The organism is Kitasatospora sp. NPDC004615, from assembly GCF_042873545.1.
Lineage (GTDB): Bacteria > Actinomycetota > Actinomycetes > Streptomycetales > Streptomycetaceae > Kitasatospora.
On sequence record NZ_JBIALQ010000005.1, the window covers coordinates 282,474 to 300,544 of the forward strand.

The following is an 18,071-nucleotide window of genomic DNA, read 5'->3' on the forward strand; positions in this document are numbered from 1 at the left end:
CCGGGCCTTTCGCCGACCCGGGCCGTCCCCGCCGGCGACCGACCGACCGTCGAAACACCACCCGCCTCGGGAGCCAGCATGTCCCTCATCCGCCACTTCCACCGGGGCCGCGACCTCGCCCGCACGGCCGGCGACCACGCCGCCGACGTGTTCACGCCGCTGACGCTGATCGGCCGCGGCCTGCTCCGCCACGCCGACTGGGCCAAGACCCGCTGGGCGGCCACCCCGAAGGAGCGCCGCGGCCCGACGCTGCTGGTCGGCGCGGCCGTCACGCTCGGCGTCTTCCTGCTGCCGCACGGCCCACTGATCGCACTGATCGCCCTGGTCGCCTCGGCCGCCTGGGTCGGCCGCAGCCCCAAGTCCGCCGCCGAGCCGCAGCCGGACCACGCCGACGTCAAGCTGACCGCGCTGTACGCGGCGCTCACCCCCTACCTCGGCGGGTTCGACGAGCCGTTCGCGCTGTACCGGCTGGACGGCGAGTGGCGGGCCGCGTTCTCCGGCTGGGAGTTCGACCCGGACGGGCGGCTCACCGCACTGGAGATCTCCTACCCGGCGTACTTCACCGACACCGAGCCCGCCGCCCGGGCCCGGATCGAGCAGGTGGTACAGGGCAAGGCGGGCCGTTCCAGGGAGTACCGCTTCGACTGGGACGAGGAGATCAACCGGCTGCGGGTCACCTCGCTCGCGCCGCTGCCGGCCGACATCGTGGCGCAGCGTTTCGTCACCGCGCCGGGCGAGATCGTGCTCGGCTTCACCGACGGCGCGGGCAGCCACCACCGCACCATCCCGGTCGAGCAGGGCGGGGTGACCGAGCAGCAGCCGCCGGTGGTGTGGCGGGTCGGCCCGCGCTCGGCCGAGCCGCACCTGCTGGCGCTGGGCGCCGCCGGTTACGGCACCTCGACGCTGCTGCGTTCGATCGCGCTGCAGGCGCTGCCGTACGGCGACCTGGTGGTGGTGGACGGCGCGAGCACCGGCGAGCACGCCTGCCTGGTGAACCGTCCGGGCGTGTACACCGTGGAGACCAGCCTGCACGGGGCGCTGGCCGCGCTGGAGTGGGTGGCGAAGGAGACCGAGCGCCGGCTGATCGCGCTGAACGCGGCCCGCCACCACGGGGTACCGGCGCCGGCGGACGTCACCCGGCCGCTGTGGATCCTGCTGGACCACCTCACCGAGCTGTCCGAACTCGCCCACGCCGAGGGCCGCACCGACCCGCAGGAGCTGCTGGAGGTGCCGCTGCGGCACGGCCGGGCGGCGCGCGTCACGGTGGTGTTCGTGGACGACCTGGACGCCCGGCACCGGATCGCCGCCACCGTGCACACCTGCACCCGGGCCCGGATGGTGCTCGGCCCGGTCACCTCCGAGTCCGGCTCGGCCGGGCTCGGCGTCCCACTGGACATCGCGCCCGCCGCGCACACCCCGCCCGGCCGCGGCTACGCCCGGCTCGGCACCGCCTCCCCGGTCCGGGTCCAGGTCCCGGTCACGGTGGACCCGCTGGACGACGAGGCCCCGCCGGCCCTGCGCGAGGCGGTGATCGCGCTGCTGCCGCACCGCGACAGCCCGATCGAGGCGCCCGCCCCGACCGCGGCCGAGCCCGCCGAGTCCGACCCGGAGGTCGCCGTTGAGGTGGCCGCGGAGGTTGCCGCGGTGCAGCTGACCAAGGACGCCGCCCCGACACAGTCGCGTCCGGCCTGACGGACCCGCGCGGTTGCCCCCGATTCACGCCGACCAGAAGTGCACAAAATGTGACACGCCGGGTGATATCACCGCGCAGATGTGACAAATCGGGCGACCATGGGTACAAACAGGGGCGGCACGACAGGCGACGTATGTCCCGGACGGGAATCTTCGTCGGAGGTCGAGCGTTGGACCCATCGACGAAGACAGCGACCACTAGTCCTGTGGGCAAGAAGCCCGGGAGGCACGATTCATGAGCGAGCGAGCTCTCCGCGGCACGCGACTCGGGGCGACCAGCTACGAGACCGACCGCGGTATTGATCTGGCACCGCGCCAGACCGTTGAGTACGCATGTCAGAACGGACACCGATTCGAGGTGCCGTTCTCGGTCGAGGCGGAGATCCCCGTGGTGTGGGAATGCCGCTTCTGTGGCCAGGAGGCCGCACTCCTCGACGGTGAGGAGCCCGAGGAGAAGAAGACCAAGCCCACGCGCACCCACTGGGACATGCTGATGGAGCGCCGGACCCGCGAGGAGCTGGAGGAGGTTCTGGCCGAGCGCCTGGCCGTACTCCGTTCCGGTGGGATGAACCTGGCGGTCCACCCGCGGGATTCCCGCAAGTCCGCCTGACGGACCGCGACACCGCACCACTGCCGAAGGGCCCCGGAAGTTCCGGGGCCCTTCGGCGTTCCCGGCTCCGGAGCGAGGAACAGAAAACTCCCCGCTCCGGAGCGATCCGAAGCGGGGAGAGTGAGAAGCGGGGAGAGTGACCGGGGTCAGGGGGCGATCGGCGGCCGGTACTCGGTGTCCGGGCCCTTCGGGCCGGCCGGCGGGTCGACGACCTCGCCCTGGACGACCTTGCCGTCGGGGCGGTGGATGCGCAGCTGCTCCTGCAGGCGCATCGCGTCGGCGAACCGGTCCGCGCCGACCGGGGCGGTGGAGCGCAGCACCGTGCCGGTGAGCCGGCGGGCGGCGGCGCGCCACACGGCGCGGGTGGGCGGGAGCAGCAGGGTGGCGGCCAGCAGGTCGGACAGGAAGCCCGGCAGGATCAGCAGGACGCCGGCCAGCACCGTCATCGAGGTGCCGGTCTGCGGCTGCGCGGACTGCGGGTCCTTTGACAGTTCGACCGCGGCGCGGAACGCCCGTACCCCGGCGCGCTTGATCACCGTGCCGCCGAGGAACACTCCGGCGAGCAGCAGCACCAGCGTCAGGAACCAGCCCACCCAGCCGGCCACCACGGTGACCAGCCAGATCTCCAGCACCAGCCAGGCGGCGATCATCAGCGGCACGAATCGGGCGATGCGCCCGCGCCGGGTCGGACGGGCCGAGGTTGCTTGCTGGGACACGGTACGGATCCACTCCATCGCGGTGCTCTCAGCGGCGGCCGGCGACTCCGGCCGCGTTCACGGCACCACCCTGGACAACGGCCCGGCACCGCCGGGTGTTCCGCCGCCCCGGCCCTGACCTGGACGGAGCCGGGTGTTCCGCCGCCCCGGCCCTGACCCGCCGCTGACCGGCTCCACGGAGGCCCAAAACGGCCGGGCGCGGCCCAGCACGCGCCAGGACCGCCCCGAGCCGCCGAACGCCCGCTCAGGCCCGCTTGGCCGCCCGGCGCCGCTGCCACCCGGCCGCGGCGGCGAAGCCGCAGGCCAGCAGGCCTCCGAGGGCGAGCACCCACTCCGGCCCGGCGCCGACCTTGTCGGCGACCGTCTGGCCGTCGCGCAGCGGCACCACGGCGCTCAGCACTTCCTGGTCGAGCTCCTTGGTGCGCTGCTCGACCACGCCGTCCGGGGTGATCACCGCGCTGACGCCGCTGGTGGCCGCGATCAGCACCGCCCGGCCGTGCTCGACCGCCCGCAGCCGGGACATCGCCAGCTGCTGCTCGGTCTGCCCGGTGTTGTTGTAGGTGGCGTTGTTGGTCTGCACCACCAGCACCCGGCCGCCCTGGTTGACGGTGTCGCGGACGATCTCGTCGTACGCCACCTCGAAGCAGATCACGTCGCCGATCCGGGCCGGGCCCAGGTGCATGACGCCGCTGCCGGTGCCGGGGTAGAAGTCGCGGGCGACCCGCTGCAGGCGGGTGATCACCTTGGAGAGTTCGGCGCGGAACGGTACGTACTCGCCGAACGGCACCGGGTGCTGCTTGGTGTAGGACTCCCCCGGGCCGGAGTTCGGGTCCCACACGATGCCCTCGTTGCGCACGTGCTGCTGGTCCGGGCCGTCGACCAGGGCGCCGACCAGGGTGGGGACGCCGATGGTCTTCACGGCCTGGTCGATCCGGGCGTAGGCCGCCGGGTCGGTGAACGGGTCGAGGTCGGAGGCGTTCTCCGGCCAGATCACCACGTCGGGCTTGGGTACCCGGCCGGCCGCGACGTCCTCGGCGAGCTGCTCGGTGGTCTTGGCGTGGTTGTTCAGGACGAGCATCGGCCGGCCGAGGAAGTCCATGCCGGGGCGGTCCACGTTGCCCTGGACGATCGCGACCTTCACGGTGTCGGCGGCCGCGGTCGGCACGGGCACCGCGTAGCCGACCAGCACCAGTCCGACGGCCGCCAGGCTGCCCGCGGCGGTGCGCCACGGCAGTACGGCGGTACCGGCCCGGCGGGCCCGCAGCACGCACAGCGCCGCCCAGGCCAGCAGCGCGCCGCAGGAGGCGACCGCGAAGGTCACCAGCGGGGCGCCGCCGAGCGCGGCGAGCGGCGTGAACGGGCTGGCGGTGTTGGCGAACGCCAGCCGGCCCCACGGGAAGCCGCCGAACGGCAGCCGGTCGCGCGCCCACTCCTGGGTCACCCAGAGCATCGCGCCCCACAGCGGCCAGCCGCGCAGCTTCGAGGTCAGCGCCAGGCCCGCGCCCATCAGCGCGAAGAACACCGACTCGATCGCCGACAGGCCGACCACGCCGTCCCAGCCCACCACCCGCAGCCAGGACAGCAGCACCACGAAGAACGGCAGCCCGAACACGTAGCCCAGCCAGGCGCCGTGCCGGGCCCGCCGGCCCCGGGTCAGCAGCGTCAGCGCCGCCACCCCGAGGATCGACAGCGGCCACACGTCGTACGGCGGGAACGCGAACGCCATCGCCGTCCCGCACACCGCGGCCAGGCCGGTCCGGGCCCACCATCCCCCGCGGCCGCGGCGCGCCGGCGCCCCGTCCTCCGGCTGCTGCCCGGTCACGGGGCGCTCCTGCGAAACGGGCAGTGCCACCTGCGCACCATCTCTCTACTCCGTACGACGTCCCCCGAAAGGTACATCACGCGTAGAGAGGGCCTGCTAGGCCTGGTGGGTGTGCACCGTCCGCCCGCGGACGACGGTGCGCAGGCAGGTGGGGAGGGGCTCGCCGGGGGTGAGGTCGGGGAGGCCGGGGGTGCCGGAGCGCGGGTCGGTGGACCAGCCGGCGATGCGGTTGTCGGGGGCCTGGACGACCAGGTCGGTGGTGGCCCAGACCGCGTAGGAGGCGACCGCGCCGGGGACGAGCACGCCGTCGGTGTCGTGGCCGAGGGCGCGGTGGCCGCCGCGGGTGTGGGCGGTGAACGCGGCGCGCACCGAGATCTGGTGCTCGGGGGTGCGGTGGAACGCGGCGGCCCGGACGGTGCCCCACGGGTCCAGGGGGGTGACGGGCGCGTCGGAGCCGAAGGCCAGCGGAATGCCGGCCCGCAGCATCGCCGCGAACGGGTTGAGCTGCGCGGCGCGTTCGGCGCCGAGGCGCTCGGCGTACATGCCGTCGGGGCCGCCCCAGGTGGCGTCGAAGGCGGGCTGGACGGAGGCGGTCAGGCCGAGTTCGGCGAACGCGGCGAGGGTCTCCGGGGTGAGCGCCTCGGCATGCTCGACGCGGTGCCGCATCGCCTTGACGCGTTCGGCGCCGAGCTTCTCCCCGGCGGCGCGCACGCCCTCGACGACGGCGGTGATCGCGGCGTCGCCGATGGCGTGAAACCCGGCCTGCAGGCCGGCCTCGGTGCAGGCGGCGACGTGCTCGGCGATCTGCTCGGCCGTCAGGTAGGCGACGCCGGTGTGATCGGTGTCGGCGTAGCTGTCGTGCAGGCAGGCGGTGTGCGAGCCGAGCGCGCCGTCGACGAACAGGTCGCCGCCGGCGCCGACCGCGCCGAGCCGCTTGGCGGTCTCGACACCCGCGGCGCCGAGCTCGCCCCAGTAGCCGAAGACCTCGGGGCCGTCGGTCTCGGCGGCCAGCGCGAGCAGCGCGGCGAGGTCCTCGGCGGAGGAGATGTCGGGGCCGGCGCACTCGTGCAGCGCGCCGATGCCGAGTTCGGCGGCGCGGCGCAGCGTGGCGAGCTGGGCGTCGCGGCGCTGGGCGGCGGTGAGGTGGGCGAGGGCGGCGCGGCGGACGGCGTGGTGGGCGTCCTGGGTGAGCGGGCCGTCGGCGGAGTACCCGGCGCAGTCGGCCAGCGTCGGGACGAGGGCGCGCAGGGCGCTGGTGGCGAGGCCGGAGTGGACGTCGGTGCGGGACAGGTAGAGCGCGGCTCCGCCGGCGGCGGCGTCGAGTTCGGCGAGCGACGGGGCGCGGTGCTCGGGCCAGCGGGTCTCGTCCCAGCCGTGGCCGAGCAGGATGCCGTCGCCGAAGCCGTCGGTGAAGGAGGCGATCGCGGTGAGCGCGTCGGCGAGCGAGGCGCAGGCGGTCAGGTCGAGGCCGGTGAGGGCGAGGCCGGTGGAGGTGGCGTGCACGTGGGCGTCGACGAACGCGGGGGTGACCAGGGCGCCGGCGAGGTCGACGATCTCGTCGGCGACGTCGGCGTACGCCTCGGCGGCTCCGTCGCTGCCGACCCAGGCGATGTGTTCGCCCTCGACCAGCATGGCGGTGGCGAAGGGGTCGGCGGGGCTGTAGACGTTGCCGCCGCGCAGCAGGACGGTCCGGTCGGTGCGTTCGGTCATGGCGACCAGTCTCGCACCACGGACGGTCAGAGCTTCGGGGGGCGGGCCTCGTACGGGGTGGAGAGGACGACGGTGGTGCGGGTGGAGACGCCGGCGGCGGAGCGGATCCGGGCGAGCAGGTCCTCCAGGTCGCCGGGGCCGGGGACGCGGACCTTGAGGATGTAGTTCTCGTCGCCGGCGACGCTGTGGCAGGCCTCGATCTCGGGGAGGCCGACCAGCCGGTCGGGGGTGTCGTCGGGCGCGCTCGGGTCGAAGGGCTTGACCGAGATGAACGCGGTGAGCGCCAGATCGACGGCCTCCGGGTCGACGATGGCGGTGTAGCCGCGGATGACGCCGCGCTGCTCGAGGCGGCGCACCCGCTGGTGCACGGCCGAGGTGGACAGGCCGGTGGCCTTGCCCAGGTCGGTGTAGCTCATCCGTCCGTCCTGCAGCAGCAGCCGGACGATGCGCTGGTCGAGTTCCTCCACAAGGCGTCAACCTACTCGATCCTTACCGGGCTGTGCAGCGAGCTCGCTGGGGGCGCATTCGGGGGGCACATGCCAACGGAATGTGGCGAGGAACACATGTGGTGCATCACCGTGCGCCGGAGCGCAGGGTTATGACACGCCGTCAGCGGGAAGTGCTGCTGGTGGCCCGGACAACGAGTGACTCCGGCCCGATCCGAGGGGGATCAGATGCCTTCCACCGACCAGCGTTCCGACGTCGAGGACGAACCCGGCGCGCCCGAGCTGTCCCTGGGGACGGACGCGGGTGCGGCCGACAACTGGGAGATCGTCCGGGTGCACTGCCCGGCCTGCGACCGTCCGATCGCCCTGATCGGGGACGAGGAGCGGCTGCCGCAGCACGCGGTGCTGCCCTCCGCGTGGAACCCCTTCCAGTCGGCGATCTGCCGGGGCACCGGCGCGCCGACGGCCGACCTGCCGGAGTCCGAGGAGCAGCCCGAGCAGGCCGGCCCGGAGAACCTGGTGACGCTGCCGACGGCGCTGGACTGGCGCACCCAGCCGTTCTCGCACGCGGGTGCCCACCGCGCGGTGCGGGCCCTGGTGCCCGCGCAGCGCGACCGCCGGGCGGCCTGAGCCGCCGGATCCCGTCGAGGGTGCCGCGGGCCGGCGCCCTCCGGGAGAGCCCTTCCCGGCCACGTAGGCTGGCCGGATGAGCGATGCCTTCCCCGACCTGTCCGCGCTGGCCGCGGGCCTGCTCGCGCTGCCGCCGTCGCTGGGCCCGGTGCGGCTGGTCGCGGTGGACGGGCACGCCGGTTCCGGCAAGACCACCTTCGCGGGGCGGCTCGCGGCGGCGCTCGGCGGTGCGCCGGTGGTGCACCTGGACGATCTGGCGACCCACCGGGAGCCGTTCGGCTGGGTGGGCCGCCTGCGGGCCCAGGTGCTGGATCCGCTGGGGCGGGGCGAGGCGGCCCGACACGGCGTGTACGACTGGACGGCGCGGGAGTTCGGCCCGGTGCGCGAGGTGCCGCCGGCCCCGGTGGTGCTGCTGGAGGGGGTGGGCGCGGGCCGGCGGGCGGTGCGTCCGGCGCTGGCGGCGCTGCTGTGGATGGAGCTGGACGCGGCGGCGGCGCGGGCGCGCGGGGAGCTGCGCGACGGTCCGGAACTGGCCGAGTTCTGGGCGGGTTGGGCGCCGGCGGAGCGGGCGCATTTCGCCGCCGATCCGAGCCGCCCGTTCGCTTCGCTGCGGGTCGACGGGATCACCGGGCGGATCGTCGGGGACACCCTGAGTGAACCGGTTGAACCACTCTTGACCTGCGGCGTCGTCAGGATCTAAGTTCTGCTTGTCGCGGAAATCAGTTGAATCCGCAACCATAGACCGGCGTCTCCGACTTGTTCCCCCGTGAGTCGGAGACGCCGTTTTCCTTCGCGCCGGGCGGCGCCCCGCGCCCCAACACCCGATCGTCTCGCGCCATTTGACACGCGCGGCACCCTTACGGATCAGCTCCGCGCCGGTACCATGCCCACGCAGGCCCGTTTGTAAGCGGCCCGAGGTCTGGCGGGGGGCGTCAGTGACGGTGGAGAGTTCCGGCGGCAAGGGGCCCGCCGCGGCGGGGCCGGATCCGGAGGCCGACCGCTCCTGGTCGCGTGCCATGGACGCCTACACGGCCGGCTCGTACGCCCGCGCCGAGGAGGAGTTCCGGGCGGCGGTGCGGATCGATCCCGGCATGGCGGACGCCTGGTTGGGCCTGCACGCGCTGCGCAGCGACACCGCGGGCGCGCTGCTGGCGATGCACCGGCACCGGGAGCGGTTCGGCGAGCAGCGCGAGCGGCACCGCCGTCCGCTCAGTTCCTGGTACTGGCTGGGCTGGTGGGTGCAGCCGGTGTTGGAGAGCGCGCAGGATCTCGCGCTGGCGTACGCCTCGCACTGGCTGGACGGGCGTCATCTCACCGAGCTGGACCAGGCGTTGACGGAATGTCCGACGCCGGAGCAGGAGCCGGCGGTGCGTTTCCTGCACGCCTGCCGCTGCTACCTGTTGAAGGACTGGGAGCAGCTGATCCGGGACACCGACCGGTTGTTGGACGATCCGGTGCTGGGCATCGAGGCCGGCCTGTTCGCGGGGATGGCCCGGGTCCGGCTCGACATGTGCGCGCAGGCGCAGCGCCCGCTGGCGGCCTCGCTGGCCCGCTGCCGCTCCGAGCAGCCGCAGCGCAAGGAGTTGCGCTACTGGCTGGGCCGGGCGTACGAGGGCGCGGGGCGCACCGCGGCGGCGCTGCCGCTGTACCGGGCGGTGCACCGGACCGATCCGGCGTTCATGGACACCGAGCAGCGGCTGGCGGCGATTTCCGCCGAGGACGGGCTGCTGGACGGCGCGGCGTACGGCGAGTCGTACGGCGAGTCGTACGGCGAGTACCGGGGCGCCGCGGTGGAGGCCGCCGTCGAGTTGGCGGATGCCGCGTTCGATCCGGCGGAGGACGGCGGGCCGGAGCGGGCCCAGCCGCCGGCCGGGGAGCCGCGCGGCGGGCAGCTGGCCGAACGGGCGTCCGGCACTTCGCCGTTACCCCTGCGGCTGGGCAACTGGCCCGCGGCGGCGGCGATTCCGCCCACCGGGCCGAATCCGGGGCCGGCCGCCCGGCTGGAGCTGGACCAGGCGCTGGCGGAGCTGGAGGCGATGGTCGGCCTGGACCCGGTGAAGCGTCAGGTCCGGGCGCTGTCGGCGCAGTTGCGGATGGCGCGGCTGCGCGCGGACCGGGGGCTGCCGGTGCAGCCGCCGAAACGGCACTTCGTGTTCTCCGGGCCGTCGGGCACCGGCAAGACCACGGTGGCGCGGATCCTCGGCCGGGTCTTCCACGCGCTCGGGCTGCTCTCCGGGGATCATCTGGTGGAGGCCCAACGAGCCGACCTGGTGGGCGAGTTCCTCGGGCAGACGGCGGTGAAGGCGAACGAGCTGATCGACTCGGCGCTGGACGGCGTGCTGTTCATCGACGAGGCGTACTCGCTGGCCAACTCCGGCTACAGCAAGGGCGACGCGTTCGGCGACGAGGCGCTGCAGGTGCTGCTGAAGCGGGCCGAGGACAACCGGGACCGGCTGGTGGTGATCCTGGCCGGTTACCCCGAGGGCATGAACCGGCTGCTGGCGACCAACCCGGGCCTGAACTCGCGGTTCACCACCCGGGTCGACTTCCCGTCCTACCGCCCGGCCGAACTCGCGGAGATCGGCGCCCAGTTGGCGCGGACGGACGGCGACGAGTGGGACGTGGACGCGGCCGAGGAGCTGACCTCGATCTGCGGCCACGTGGTCACCGAGGGCTGGATCGACCAGCTCGGCAACGGCCGGTTCATCCGCACCCTGTACGAAAAGTCCTGCGCCTACCGGGACTTGCGGCTCTCCGGCCAGCGCGGCGTCCCCTCCCGGGAGGATCTGGCGACGCTGCGGCTGCCGGATCTCCTCCAGGCGTACGGCGAGCTGATCGACGGGCGGCAGTGACGCCACCCGGCCACGCGCCAGGCCTGAGCCGTCAGTTCTCCTCGGCGAGACCGCCGGCGGCCCCGGGCCGGACGTCTGCGGCCTCGGGCTGGACGTCTGCGGCCCCGGGCTGGGCGTCAGTGGCGAGACCGTCAGTGGCCTCCGGCTGGAAGTCGGCGACGAGACCGGAGGTGGCCTCGCGCTGGAGGCCGGCGGCGCGGCGCAGGAAGTCGAGGATCGTGGCGAGTTCCGCGTCCGGGTACTGGTGGTGGAGTTCGGCGACACCGGCGGCGAAGGGCGCGAAGAGCGGGGCGAGCACGACTTCGAGGCCGGGGACGGTCTCCAGAAGCACCCGGCGCCGGTCCTTGGCGTCCCGGGACCGCTGAATGAAGCCCTTGCGTTCGAGCCGCTCGACCAGCCCGGTGACGGTGGCGGGGGCGAGTCCGGTGCGCGCGGCCAGATCGCCGGCGGTCAGTGGGGCGTCGCGCCGGACGAGGTCGAGCGTCTTCTCCTCGGCCGTGCTCAGGCCCAGCAGTTCACTGACGGCCGCGTGGTGCATCACCGCAGCGTTGCTGAACTCCCGTCCCGCGTCGGCGAGTTCCGAGAGGAGTTGATCCCTTGACGGCTGCACGCGCCCTCCATGCCTTCAGTTCGGCCGAACGAAATGCTACTGGAGGGGCCGCGGCGCACCGTCTCACGCCGCAGGGGCGTCCGGCGCCGTGCCGGTGAGGTAGGCGGCGAGGATGCGGCGCAGCCGGGGTTCGACCTCGACGATCGCGTGGCCGAGGCGGGGGTCGCCCGCGTAGAGAGCCTGGAGGCGCGGGCCGGGGGTGGCCATCTGCCACAGGGCGCCGGCCATGCCGGTGGCGGTGGCGGCCAGGTCGAGCACCTGCTGCTCCGTCAGGCCGAGCAGGCGGTTCAACTCAACGCCTATCAGGGCGACTTCGTCCAGCGTGACGAGCTTGAAGGTGCGCACCGCCTCCAGCGAGACGTTGCGCTCCAGGTTGAGCGGGGCCTGCGCGAGCAGGTCGCAGAACATCGGGCGGGCCGACAGCGTGGCGGCGAGCAGCTCGGCGACCTCGGCGGGCGTGGCCCGCTCCCGGGCCTCGAGGCCGGCGCGCAGCGCGCCGGACCACTCCCGCCAGCCCTGGGCGGTGAGTTCGAGGAAGATCTGCTCCCTGGTCTCGAAGTACCGCAGCAGCGCCGACTTGTGCATGCCCACCTCGGCGGCGATGTCGGTGAGCGTGACGTCGCGGATGCCGCGCCCCTCGCCGAGCACCCGGGCCGCGTCCAGGATCGCCCCTTCGCGCGCCTGCTTGGCCTCGGCACTGCGGGCACGTTGGAAGGCTGGCTGAGTCATGGGGCCATTCTAGGAGTCGCTAACGCAACGGCGTTGCGTTAATAAGAGAACAGTGTTGTACTAAACCCATGAGCGAAGAAACGCGCACCACCCAGCAGCAGGTCTGGTTCATCACCGGTTCGTCCCGCGGCTTCGGCCGCGCCCTGGTCACCGCCGTCCTCGACGCGGGCGACCTGGTCGTCGCCACCGCCCGCCGCCCCGAGCCGCTCGCCGCGGAACTGGCCGAGTACGGCGACCGCATCCTCACCGTCCCGCTGGACGTCACCGACCCCACCGCGGCGCAGGCGGCGATCGACGCCGCGCTCGCCCGCTTCGGCCGCATCGACGTGCTGGTGAACAACGCCGGCTACGCGAACGTCTCGCCGGTGGAGACCTCGGACGACGCCGACTTCCGCGCCCAGTTCGAGACCAACTTCTGGGGCGTCTACCACGTGACGAAGGCCGCCCTGCCCGCCCTGCGCCGCCAGGGGTCGGGCACCGTCGTGCAGTTCTCCTCGGTCGGCGGGCGGGTCGGCGGCTCCCCCGGCATCGCCTCCTACCAGGCCGCCAAGTTCGCGGTGGACGGCTTCACCCGCACCCTGGCCGCCGAGACCGCGCCGTTCGGCATCCGCTACCTGGTGGTCGAACCGAGCGGTTTCGCCACCGACTGGGCCGGCGCCTCGATGACCGCACACCCCGTCCCCGAGGCCTACGACCAGACGGTCGGCGCGATGAACCGCCGGATGCGCCAGGGCGAGGCCGGCACCGCCGGAGACCCGGAGCGCGCCGCCGAGATCATCGTCCGCACGGTCCGCGGCGGCGAGCTCCCCAGCCACCTGCTGCTCGGCGTGAACGCGGTGACCATGGCCCTCGAGTACTCCCGCCGCCAGCTCGCCGAGGCCACCGCCTGGGAGCAGGTCAGCCGCTCCGCCGACTTCGCCGAGCCGTACCCGGTGGAGCTGCCGGCGGCGCGGTGAGCCCGTTCAGGAGTGGCAGTTGACGGCCAGTACCACGGCGTCCGGGTCGATGGCGTCCAGGTAGGCGTCGACGTACTGCTGGTAGCCCTCGGGATTGTCGTGGGGCCAGTCGAGGTAGTCGGTCCAGGTGCCGTCCAGCCGCACCAGCGCGTAGCCGGCGACGGCGGAGGCGCGGGCCCGGGCGACGGTCTCGGCGCGGCTCCCGGCGAATCTGACCGGCCACTTCATCGGATCGTCACCGCGGCCGGGCAGCCACGCGTCGTAGTCCTCCCCGGCGCGCCGACCGAGGGCGTCGCGCAGCGCGTCGAAGTCCAGCAGGCCGCGCGGGCCGCCGTCGCAGCGCCAGGGCAGCCCGCGCAGCGGGTCGCGGTCGGGGTATCCCTCGAACCAGCTGTTCCACAGCCGCGGGTCGCCGGCCGCCTCCGGCCGGTGCAGGAAGTACCGGCCCTCGAGCCGGCCCTGGAGCTTGCGGTCCCACTGGCCGTTCGGGTTCCACTCCCGCTGCCAGAACCCCCGGCCGTTCCCGTCGAGGTACAGCGCCTTGTGGTGCGGCAGTTCGTATCCGTGGGCCGCGTTGTACGCGTCGGCGACCTGTGCCCAGGTCAGTTCGACGTCCTGCGGCAGCGCTCCGCCCGCCCTCAGCTCCTCGACCCAGGGGACGCCGTTGGGGTCCTCCTCGTCGTACCTGCCGTCCTGGGCGTTGTACGGCTCCATCACCTCGGCCAGTGCGGCCTCGTACTGCTCGGGCGGCATCGGCGGCAGGACGACGAGCACGTCGAAGCTGGACATCGGGGTTCCTTCGGTGGCGGACCGGCCGGTCCGTGGGCAATCGGCCGACGCAGTATGTCAGCGGCCGATCGGGCCCCGCACCCCGTTTAGGGCAGGCCCCCGGACACGCCTCGGCCCCGCCGCAGCTGACTGCGACGGGGCCGGGGCGGGTGGTCAGCGCTGGGTGGCCGACGGGGGGCGGTGGTCGGGGTCGTGGACCTCGCCCACCAGTTCCTCCAGGACGTCCTCCAGGGCGACCAGGCCGAGCTGGTTGCCGTCCGCGTCGACCACCGCGGCCAGGTGGGCGGCGGCGCGGCGCATCGCGGCGAGCGCGTCGTCCAGCGGCAGGCCGGGGCGCAGCACGGTGATCGGCCGCCACAGCCGGTCGGGAACGGGCGCGGTCAGGTCGTCGACCTCCAGCGAGTCCTTGACGTGCAGGTAGCCGAGCACGGCGTCCTGTTCGTCGGTGACCGGGAAGCGCGAGAAGCCGGTGCGGACGGCCAGTTCCTGGATCTGCTCGGCGGTGACGTCCCGACCGACGGTGACCAGCTGGTCGGCGGGCAGCAGCACCTCGGTGACGGGGCGGCTGCCCATCTCCAGGGCGTCCTCCAGGCGTTCGCGGCGGGTGTCGTCCAGCAGGCCGGCCTCGCCGGAGTCGGCCAGCAGGTGCAGCAGCTGTTCGCTGGTGAACACCGAGTTGACCTCGTCCTTGGGCTCGACCCGGAACAGCCGCAGCACGCCGTTGGCGAAGGCGTTCAGGAAGCTGATCGCCGGGGCCAGCCAGCGGGCGAGGCGGTCCAGCGGCGGGCCGAGCCACAGCACGGCCTTCTCCGGTCCGGCCAGCGCCAGGTTCTTCGGCACCATCTCGCCGATCACCATGTGCAGGAACACCACCAGGCTGAGCGCGATGGCGTAGCTGAGCAGGTGGATCGCCGAGTCGGGCACGCCGGCCGCGTGGAAGGCGGGCTCCAGCAGGTGCGCGATGGTCGGCTCGGCGAGCGCGCCGAGCAGCAGCGAGCAGACGGTGATGCCGAGCTGGGCGGCGGCCAGCATCGCGGAGACGTTGGACAGCGCGTGCAGCACGGTGCGGGCGCGCTTGTCGCCGGCCTCGGCGAGCGGTTCGATCTGGCTGCGGCGCACCGAGATGACGGCGAACTCGGCGCCGACGAAGAACGCGTTGCCGAGCAGCAGGAACAGCGAGAAGGCGAGTTGCAGGGCGCTCATCGGTGACCGTCCTGGTCGTCGTTCTCGTTCTCGGAGTGGATGCGGCGCACCTCGACCCGGCTGGTGCGGTGCCGGTCGACGGCGGTCACGGTCAGCTTCCAGTCCGGCAGTTCGGCGCTCTCGCCGACGGCGGGGAGCTTGCCGAGCAGGTCGGAGAGCAGTCCGCCGAGGGTCTCGTACGGTCCGTCGGGGGCGTGCAGGCCGATCTTGGCGAGCTGATCGAGCCGGGCCCGGCCGTCGGCGTCCCAGACCGGCAGTCCGTCCTGCGGCTCGAGCGGGCGCAGGTCGGGCGTGTCCTCGGGGTCGTGCTCGTCCTGGACCTCGCCGACCACCTCTTCGACGATGTCCTCGATGGTGGCGACGCCGGCGGTGCCGCCGTACTCGTCGACCACCACGGCCATCGGTTCGCGGCCGCGCAGCAGGTCGAGCAGCCGCTCGACGGGCAGCGTCTCGGGGACCAGCAGCGGCGGAGAGGCCAGGTGCCGGACCTTGGTGTGGTCGCGGCGCGCGGCGGGGACGGCGAGGGCGTCCTTGAGCGTGACGGTGCCGGTGACGTTGTCCAGGCTGTCGCTGTACACCGGGAAGCGGCTCAGCCCGGTGGCCCGGGTGAGGTTGAGCACGTCGCCGGCGGTGGCGTCCTCCTGGAGCGCGGAGACGTCGATCCGCGGGGTCATCACGGATTCGGCGGTCAGCTCGCGCAGGCCGAGGGTGCGCACGAACAGGACGGTCGACTCCTCGTCCATCGCGCCGGCCTGGTAGGAGTGCCGGGCGAGCGCGACGAGTTCGTCGGCGGTGCGGGCGTGACCGAGTTCCTCCTGCGGTTCGACGCCGAAGGCCCGGACGATCCGGTCGGCGGAGCCGTTCAGGAACGCGATCAGCGGGCGGCAGGCGGCGGAGAACACGCGCTGCGGTCCGACCACGGCGTAGGCGACCTGCATCGGGTGGGAGATCGCCCAGTTCTTCGGGACGAGTTCGCCGATCACCATCTGCAGCACGGTGGCGAGCACCAGGCCGACGATCAGCGCGGTGCCGCGGGCCGCCGCGTCGGGCAGGCCGACGGCGGTGAACACCGGCGAGAGCAGGGTGGACAGCGCCGGCTCGGCGAGCATGCCGACCACCAGTGAGGTGATGGTGATGCCGAGCTGGGCGCCGGAGAGCTGGAAGGACAGCTGGTGCAGGGCCTTGGAGAGGCTCTTCGCCCGGCTGTCACCGGTGGCCGCGGCGCGTTCCACGGTGCCGCGGTCAGCGGTCACGAACGCGAACTCGGCGGCCACGAACAGGCCGTTGGCGAGGATGAGCAGGAATGCCGCGAGCAGCAGGAGCCAGGCGGTGGTCATCGGGCCGCCCGCCTTTTCTGGCTCGGAATGTGCGTGGCGGCGCGGGTACTACCGGACGGATCGTCCATCGAGGGGAGGTGTCACTCCTCAGGTCGCGGGTGGGCGCGGAAAGCTGGACACATGGGGGCTTTGCCGCGGTTTTACCAGCGTAGACGATACCGGAACGGTTCTCGGGGCCTGCTCGGCGGACGGCCGGGGCCCGCGTCAGGCCCGCTCGACCGCCTGCCGGGGGGCTCGTCAGGCCTGCTTCGCGCCGTGTTCCTCGACCAGGTCGCGCAGCGTGCGGGCGGCCGTGACGGCCTGGTCGCGGCCGCCGGCGGGCTGGATGCCGACGGCGGCCAGCGCGGTGCCGTCGGCGAGGTCGAGCATCACCCACGGGTCGCCGTGCTTGAGGTTGACCCGGACGATCTCGGCCCAGGACAGGCGGCGGCTGCGGACGAAGTTGACCACGGTCAGCCCGTCGGCGTCGGCGACCACCTTGGGCCGGGCCAGCATCAGTCCGACCCCGGCGAACAGCAGTCCGCTGATCACCATCATCGCCCGGTCCCTGAACAGCCAGTTCTCCGGCAGCGCGACGGCGAGCACGGTGAACAGCACCACCATCACGGCGCACAGCGTGAGCAGCACGGCGCGGTTGCGGCGGGGGGCCCAGGTCACGGGCAGGACGGCGGAGGCGGGGGTGGACACAGACACGGGTGGCTCCCGGAAAAGGGCGGGGCCACCGGAGAGGTGGACCCGCCCGAGGTCGGATCAGATGCGGCAGGCGTGGATGTTGGTGACCAGGATGGCGCGGGCGCCGATCGCCCACAGGTCGTCCATGATCCGCTGGGCCTCCTTGCGGAGCACCATGGAGCGGACCGCGACCCAGCCCGCGGTGTGCAGCGGCGAGACGGTCGGCGACTCCAGGCCGGGGGTGAGCGCGACGGCCGCGCCGACGTTCTCGGCCTTGATGTCGTAGTCCATCAGCACGTAGCGGCGGGCCACCAGCACGCCCTGCAGGCGGCGCAGGAACTGCTCGACGGCGGGGTCCTCGCCGGCGCCCTTGGGCCGGATCACCACGGCGTCGGAGACCAGGATCGGGTCGCCGAACACCTCGAGGCCGGCGTTGCGCAGGCTGGTGCCGGTCTCCACCACGTCGGCGATCACCTCGGCGACGCCCAGGTGCACGGCGGTCTCCACGGCGCCGTCCAGCTTGGTGACGGTGGCCTTCACGCCGTGCTCGGCGAGGTGCTGCTCGACCAGGCCGGTGTAGGAGGTGGCGATCCGCAGGCCGTCCAGGTCCTGGACGGTGGAGATCTCGGCGCCGACCGGCCTGGCGAACCGGAAGGTCGAGGCGGCGAAGCCGAGCGCGAGCACCTCCTCGGCGACCGAGGCGGAGTCCAGCAGCAGGTCGCGGCCGGTGATGCCGACGTCGAGCCGGCCGGAGCCGACGTAGACGGCGATGTCGCGCGGGCGCAGGAAGAAGAACTCGACCTGGTTGTCCGGGTCGACCAGGACGAGTTCCTTGGCGTCCTTGCGCTGCCGGTATCCGGCCTCATGGAGCATCTCCGCCGCGGGACCCGAGAGCGAACCCTTGTTGGGGACGGCGATGCGGAGCATGAGAGGCGAACCCTTCGTCGACTGCGTGCGGTGGTGGGGATTTACAGGTACTTGTAGACGTCTTCGAGCGTCAGCCCGCGGGCGATCATCATCACCTGGGCGTGGTAGAGGAGCTGGGAGATCTCCTCCGCCGCTTCTTCGGGCGACTGGTATTCCGCGGCCATCCAGACCTCGGCGGCCTCCTCGACGACCTTCTTGCCGATGGCATGAACGCCCTGCTGCACGAGCTGGGCGGTGCGGGAGGTCTCGGGGTCGCCGGTGGCGGCCTTCTGCTGGAGCTCGGTGAAGAGCGCCTCGAATGTCTTGGAAGCCATGATGACCTCACCTTACGGGGTGCGGGCTGACGGGCGGTAAACGGTTCCGCACCGTG

Annotated in this window: 18 protein-coding genes; 6 read left to right on the forward strand and 12 right to left on the reverse strand. The window is 73.2% G+C overall.

Annotated elements, in window-relative coordinates:
- The first annotated feature begins 78 nt into the window (after positions 1-78).
- Positions 79-1,692 carry a hypothetical protein gene (locus tag ACFYS8_RS19205; RefSeq protein ID WP_387642689.1) on the forward strand — a complete coding sequence of 538 codons (1,614 nt, stop codon included), beginning with the start codon at positions 79-81 and terminating at the stop codon, positions 1,690-1,692.
- A gap of 235 nt (positions 1,693-1,927) precedes the next feature.
- Positions 1,928-2,302, forward strand: coding sequence for an RNA polymerase-binding protein RbpA (locus ACFYS8_RS19210; RefSeq protein WP_073816413.1), 375 nt, complete (start codon positions 1,928-1,930; stop codon positions 2,300-2,302).
- A 146-nt stretch (positions 2,303-2,448) separates the two neighbouring features.
- Here the strand turns inward: ACFYS8_RS19210 and fxsA are convergent, their stop codons facing one another.
- The 4 genes from fxsA to ACFYS8_RS19230 all read right to left on the reverse strand — a co-directional run bounded on the left by fxsA (position 2,449) and on the right by ACFYS8_RS19230 (position 7,017).
- Positions 2,449-3,018 (reverse strand): FxsA family membrane protein, encoded by a 570-nt coding sequence (gene fxsA, locus ACFYS8_RS19215; RefSeq protein WP_387642690.1) that lies wholly within the window; start codon positions 3,016-3,018, stop codon positions 2,449-2,451.
- 244 nt (positions 3,019-3,262) lie between these two features.
- A complete protein-coding gene (gene lnt, locus ACFYS8_RS19220) occupies positions 3,263-4,840 on the reverse strand; it encodes an apolipoprotein N-acyltransferase (RefSeq protein WP_387642691.1) in 1,578 nt (525 codons plus the stop codon).
- A 96-nt stretch (positions 4,841-4,936) separates the two neighbouring features.
- Positions 4,937-6,550: an amidohydrolase gene (locus tag ACFYS8_RS19225; protein ID WP_387642692.1), complete on the reverse strand. Its 1,614-nt coding sequence runs from the start codon at positions 6,548-6,550 to the stop codon at positions 4,937-4,939.
- A gap of 26 nt (positions 6,551-6,576) precedes the next feature.
- Complete coding sequence (locus tag ACFYS8_RS19230; RefSeq protein ID WP_387642693.1) at positions 6,577-7,017, reverse strand: Lrp/AsnC family transcriptional regulator; 441 nt, start codon at positions 7,015-7,017, stop codon at positions 6,577-6,579.
- Between the two features lie 207 nt (positions 7,018-7,224).
- Here ACFYS8_RS19230 and ACFYS8_RS19235 point away from each other — a divergent pair, with 207 nt between their 5' ends.
- From ACFYS8_RS19235 to ACFYS8_RS19245, 3 genes are all read left to right on the forward strand, one after another.
- Positions 7,225-7,626 carry a hypothetical protein gene (locus ACFYS8_RS19235; protein ID WP_387642694.1) on the forward strand — a complete coding sequence of 134 codons (402 nt, stop codon included), beginning with the start codon at positions 7,225-7,227 and terminating at the stop codon, positions 7,624-7,626.
- Between the two features lie 76 nt (positions 7,627-7,702).
- On the forward strand, positions 7,703-8,326 hold the full coding sequence (locus ACFYS8_RS19240; RefSeq protein ID WP_387642695.1) for a uridine kinase: 624 nt from the start codon (positions 7,703-7,705) through the stop codon (positions 8,324-8,326).
- 316 nt (positions 8,327-8,642) lie between these two features.
- Positions 8,643-10,478, forward strand: coding sequence for an AAA family ATPase (locus ACFYS8_RS19245; protein ID WP_387643030.1), 1,836 nt, complete (start codon positions 8,643-8,645; stop codon positions 10,476-10,478).
- 31 nt (positions 10,479-10,509) lie between these two features.
- On the opposite strand, the gene ACFYS8_RS19250 is transcribed toward ACFYS8_RS19245, so the two are convergent.
- A complete protein-coding gene (locus ACFYS8_RS19250; RefSeq protein WP_387642696.1) occupies positions 10,510-11,088 on the reverse strand; it encodes a MarR family winged helix-turn-helix transcriptional regulator in 579 nt (192 codons plus the stop codon).
- A gap of 63 nt (positions 11,089-11,151) precedes the next feature.
- The gene (locus ACFYS8_RS19255) at positions 11,152-11,817 is read right to left on the reverse strand and encodes a TetR/AcrR family transcriptional regulator (protein WP_387642697.1); all 666 of its coding nucleotides are present in this window, start codon (positions 11,815-11,817) and stop codon (positions 11,152-11,154) included.
- A 68-nt stretch (positions 11,818-11,885) separates the two neighbouring features.
- Here ACFYS8_RS19255 and ACFYS8_RS19260 point away from each other — a divergent pair, with 68 nt between their 5' ends.
- The gene (locus ACFYS8_RS19260) at positions 11,886-12,773 is read left to right on the forward strand and encodes an SDR family NAD(P)-dependent oxidoreductase (RefSeq protein WP_387642698.1); all 888 of its coding nucleotides are present in this window, start codon (positions 11,886-11,888) and stop codon (positions 12,771-12,773) included.
- Positions 12,774-12,779: 6 nt separating this feature from the next.
- Here the strand turns inward: ACFYS8_RS19260 and ACFYS8_RS19265 are convergent, their stop codons facing one another.
- The 6 genes from ACFYS8_RS19265 to ACFYS8_RS19290 form a co-directional block, all read right to left on the reverse strand.
- A complete protein-coding gene (locus ACFYS8_RS19265) occupies positions 12,780-13,562 on the reverse strand; it encodes a hypothetical protein (RefSeq protein WP_387642699.1) in 783 nt (260 codons plus the stop codon).
- 153 nt (positions 13,563-13,715) lie between these two features.
- The gene (locus tag ACFYS8_RS19270) at positions 13,716-14,765 is read right to left on the reverse strand and encodes a hemolysin family protein (protein ID WP_387642700.1); all 1,050 of its coding nucleotides are present in this window, start codon (positions 14,763-14,765) and stop codon (positions 13,716-13,718) included.
- Positions 14,762-16,102, reverse strand: a complete 1,341-nt coding sequence (locus ACFYS8_RS19275; protein WP_387642701.1) for a hemolysin family protein — start codon at positions 16,100-16,102, stop codon at positions 14,762-14,764. Before ACFYS8_RS19275 ends, ACFYS8_RS19270 begins: the two co-directional genes overlap by 4 nt.
- A 237-nt stretch (positions 16,103-16,339) precedes the next feature.
- Positions 16,340-16,795, reverse strand: a complete 456-nt coding sequence (locus ACFYS8_RS19280) for a PH domain-containing protein (RefSeq protein ID WP_387642702.1) — start codon at positions 16,793-16,795, stop codon at positions 16,340-16,342.
- 57 nt (positions 16,796-16,852) lie between these two features.
- Positions 16,853-17,701 (reverse strand): ATP phosphoribosyltransferase, encoded by an 849-nt coding sequence (hisG, locus tag ACFYS8_RS19285; protein WP_387642703.1) that lies wholly within the window; start codon positions 17,699-17,701, stop codon positions 16,853-16,855.
- A 41-nt stretch (positions 17,702-17,742) separates the two neighbouring features.
- Positions 17,743-18,015, reverse strand: coding sequence for a phosphoribosyl-ATP diphosphatase (locus ACFYS8_RS19290; RefSeq protein WP_387642704.1), 273 nt, complete (start codon positions 18,013-18,015; stop codon positions 17,743-17,745).
- Positions 18,016-18,071: the final 56 nt, after the last annotated feature.

Coding starts and splice junctions, on each gene's coding strand:
- ACFYS8_RS19205 (WP_387642689.1), top strand. CDS start 79: ATGTCCCTCATCCGCCACTTCCACCGGGGCCGCGACCTCGCCCGCACG.
- ACFYS8_RS19210 (WP_073816413.1), top strand. CDS start 1,928: ATGAGCGAGCGAGCTCTCCGCGGCACGCGACTCGGGGCGACCAGCTAC.
- ACFYS8_RS19225 (WP_387642692.1), bottom strand. CDS start 6,550: ATGACCGAACGCACCGACCGGACCGTCCTGCTGCGCGGCGGCAACGTC.
- ACFYS8_RS19235 (WP_387642694.1), top strand. CDS start 7,225: ATGCCTTCCACCGACCAGCGTTCCGACGTCGAGGACGAACCCGGCGCG.
- ACFYS8_RS19240 (WP_387642695.1), top strand. CDS start 7,703: ATGAGCGATGCCTTCCCCGACCTGTCCGCGCTGGCCGCGGGCCTGCTC.
- ACFYS8_RS19245 (WP_387643030.1), top strand. CDS start 8,643: ATGGACGCCTACACGGCCGGCTCGTACGCCCGCGCCGAGGAGGAGTTC.
- ACFYS8_RS19255 (WP_387642697.1), bottom strand. CDS start 11,817: ATGACTCAGCCAGCCTTCCAACGTGCCCGCAGTGCCGAGGCCAAGCAG.
- ACFYS8_RS19260 (WP_387642698.1), top strand. CDS start 11,886: ATGAGCGAAGAAACGCGCACCACCCAGCAGCAGGTCTGGTTCATCACC.
- ACFYS8_RS19265 (WP_387642699.1), bottom strand. CDS start 13,562: ATGTCCAGCTTCGACGTGCTCGTCGTCCTGCCGCCGATGCCGCCCGAG.
- ACFYS8_RS19270 (WP_387642700.1), bottom strand. CDS start 14,765: ATGAGCGCCCTGCAACTCGCCTTCTCGCTGTTCCTGCTGCTCGGCAAC.
- ACFYS8_RS19275 (WP_387642701.1), bottom strand. CDS start 16,102: ATGACCACCGCCTGGCTCCTGCTGCTCGCGGCATTCCTGCTCATCCTC.
- hisG (WP_387642703.1), bottom strand. CDS start 17,701: ATGCTCCGCATCGCCGTCCCCAACAAGGGTTCGCTCTCGGGTCCCGCG.
- ACFYS8_RS19290 (WP_387642704.1), bottom strand. CDS start 18,015: ATGGCTTCCAAGACATTCGAGGCGCTCTTCACCGAGCTCCAGCAGAAG.